Below are 3,523 nucleotides of genomic sequence, written 5' to 3' on the forward strand. Positions count from 1 at the left end.
ATAAGCTGGAAATTAATTTAATACAATTTTTGTCGTGTACTTAACTTCAGCCAGTTAAATGGTTACGTTAACCAGCTTATAGAAACAGGCAACAATACAAGCCAGCAAAATACTGTAAATACAGGAGTAACATCTGTAGTTTTGGGAAGTTCCGTAATCAACATTTCAAATACACCAAGCCCTTTAAGGCCTTTCCAATATGAAGAAAAAACGAGAAGAAAAACGCGGTTGACCCCAACCAATATAAGGACACTGGAAGTTATGTTAGGAATTCCATCCCCTCAATTCAGGGTTGCTAACATACAATATAAAATGATACGTACTGACAATAGCTTTATACAAAGGAACTCTACATTAGTGCAGCATTTTGACGGCTATGAGGCTATTTTAAATTTGAACATGGCAGGAATAACAACAAATCCAAAAGAACTTTTAGTAACCTTCCAGTTTGTCAACGGAAATACTGCCACAATATCTATACTTAACTTCAATTTATTTTCGGTTTACAGAGGGTTCATTGAGTTCCCTGAAATAAAACTGCCCGATAATGGTGGAGATACTAATGGTATTACAACTCCCGGAAATACAACTACTGTTGCCGCTGAGCAACCGTTCATACCAAGCGGTTTTGGGGTAAAGCAAATAGGCATTGCAGATTATAACAAAGTTGAACAGAGTATACAGGGTTATGTTGAAGGTGAAGTAGCACATATAGAAAATATAATGGCCCGTGAATTTAAAGAAAAATCTACACGACGCCTTAGAAGAAGCGAAGTAACCGAGTCACTAACCAGCGAAACAGAACGTGAAAACCTTACTGACACTTCCAGTGTAGAAAGATTTGAAATGCAAAATGAAATAGCAAGGGTTATAGCCAGCAGTAAAGACTTTTCTGCTGCGACCGGAGTACAATTTAAACCCAATGAACAATTAATATTTAATGCCAATGCCAGTTTTGCGGCACATTCCTCCAGAGAAGAAAGCAACCGGCAGGCAGTAACTAATTCAAAAGAAATTACAGAGCGCGCACTGGACAGAGTGGTGAACAAAGTAAAACAAGAACGGATTGAAAAAATCCTGGAAGAGTTTGAAGAAAACAACAGCCATGGTTTTGACAACAGAAAAGGCGACAGGCATGTAGTGGGCGTTTACAGATGGGTAGATAAAATTTATAAAAACCAGGTTGTCAACTATGGTAAACGCCTCATGTTTGAATTTATGGTGCCTGAACCCGCCCGCCTTCACAAACTAGCACTGGAAGACCTTGCAGGCGCCAAAAAAGCCACTACAATCCCAAAACCCCAGGATCCCAGGACAGCTATAACTTATAAGCTGGCAGATTATTCCATGCTGACCGACCAGGTTTTGAAGTACTGGACAGGAATTTATAACGTGGAATTTGCCCAAAAACCTTTACAAAACATTGAAGTTACAAAATCTTTTGAAGCCAGGGATCCACACCATACCGGTGGTGACGACGGAAAAATCCAGACCGCAATTGGAAAAGGAGAAATTGAAATTCCTGAAAATTACATAGCTACCACAGCACATTATTTCTTTGGCACCTACCCTCATAACTTTAGGGGAGCACACCAGGGATATATTTCTGTAGGTGGTAAAGAATCTTTATGGATAGTGAATAGAATTAGTACTTCTAAATCAGGCACATTAACAGATTTTAATGTGCAGGGAAAACTGGAATATTCCTATCTTACCGGCGAAAGCCCTTTGATCATCGGGTCTATAAGGGTACGTTGTACCCTCACCAACAATCATTTGGAAAAATGGCAACAGGACACCTTCAATGCCATCATCAAGGCTTACGAAGAGGCGCTGCAAAAATATAATGAACAAATAGCTCAGGAAACAGCTAACGGGGTAAAAATCCTGGGTACCAACCCCGGCTTTTACAGGGAAATTGAAAACAGTATACTCCGCAAAAACTGTATTTCATACCTTATCAATACAAACCCTGATGCCAAAAAAACATTTGGTAAAGATTTCTATCGCAAAAATAACAATGACACAACACTGCATTTTGGCAACGCTATGATTAGCCAAACCAAGGATTTGGACGAATATGCTTCCTTTGTTAAGTTTATGGAACAGGCTTTTGAGTGGGACATCATGAGCTACTACTTTTACCCCTACTACTGGGGCAACAGGTCCAACTGGGTTGAAATGTACCAGTATGACCAAACGCACGACCCTGTTTTCAAAGCATTTATGCAAAGTGGCATGGCAAGGGTTATAGTTACCGTAAGGCCCGGTTTTGAAGAAGCTGTACGGTATTATATGCAGACCGGGCAAATATGGCAGGGCGGCGAAGTGCCTGTAATAGGCGACCCGCTATACCTCTCTATCGTAGATGAAATGCGCAGGACAGAAGGTAAAAAAATCGGTAAAGCATGGGCCACACGCGTGCCTACCTCCCTAACCATACTGCAGGCAGAAAGCATAGGCCTCAGGGTTGAGAAAGCGCTGCCTTATGACGAGGATTTAAGCGACTTTGAAAACCCTGCCGAAGTGCCCCAAAGCAGCCAGCTCGAAATTACCGGCGCGCAGGTAGGCATTCCGGCCGGGCAGGGCGCGCGTACCATTGAGAATATAGATATAAATAATGGCTATTTACAGCTCACAACAGATGACAGCCCACGCCAGGTGGTAGCCCAGATTTCTGTGCAGGCGCTTAAAAATGCCATTGATGAGGCAACAAATCCATAAACTAAAATAAACATCCCCGGCAGATTCACCGGGGATGTTTTCAATTCCTATTTTATGACCGATTTAAAAAAAATTATAGCTTATTTAAAAATTAGCCCAGACTCCATAAAATCTAAAGGTAAACCCGTACAGATAGTGGATGTAGATTTTACGGAAGATAATGACAATTATGACCTGGGAACAACCGTAACCAAAAATGAACTTGATACCGAATCCCGTTACTATAAAATTTCAAATGACACAACAGTTAACCAATTGCATCTGCTACCTCAACCCAATGGGGATATTTTTTATTTTGAAAGTGAAGAAGTAAATCAAAACGGTAGTAACATCACAAGGTATAGAAGAATACCGTTATATATATCAGATCAATGGATTGAGTTAGATGCAAATACATTAACTACTATTGATACTCCTACCCCTTTTCAGTATTATTATGACAAACTATCAGAAAAAATAATATTTGTTTTAGAAGAGCTTGATACTGTTGTTATTACTCCTGACTTTAAGCCTTATCACCCAGACGATATTGCTGCTGAAGATGGGGAGGTGTGTAGTTTCAATTATTTAGACCATCAAGGGTATTCTAAAAGTTTTTCTGATTTATTCCTAAGGGCGCTATTAGAAAATACCGTTGAATTTTATAGTAATGAAAACAAAAGAAATGTTACCGTCTATAAAAAACAGGAAGGGGGAAGAATTTCTGTTTTACCCAAAATCACAAAATCCTTTACTAGTTATTATCTAAAATATAATTTAGTACACGACAAAAAACATAATTGATTAAAAATCAATAAAA

2 protein-coding genes are annotated in these 3,523 nt (G+C 39.4%); both read left to right on the plus strand.

What is annotated here, in order from left to right; genetic code table 11:
* Positions 1–141 precede the first annotated feature (141 nt).
* Positions 142–2,724 (plus strand): hypothetical protein, encoded by a 2,583-nt coding sequence (locus CHU92_RS01470; RefSeq protein WP_165764561.1) that lies wholly within the window; start codon positions 142–144, stop codon positions 2,722–2,724.
* A gap of 54 nt (positions 2,725–2,778) precedes the next feature.
* The gene (locus CHU92_RS01475; protein ID WP_094411886.1) at positions 2,779–3,507 is read left to right on the plus strand and encodes a hypothetical protein; all 729 of its coding nucleotides are present in this window, start codon (positions 2,779–2,781) and stop codon (positions 3,505–3,507) included.
* Positions 3,508–3,523: the final 16 nt, after the last annotated feature.

Origin of the sequence: Flavobacterium cyanobacteriorum (assembly GCF_002251835.1) — a bacterium.
GTDB lineage: Bacteria > Bacteroidota > Bacteroidia > Flavobacteriales > Flavobacteriaceae > Flavobacterium > Flavobacterium cyanobacteriorum.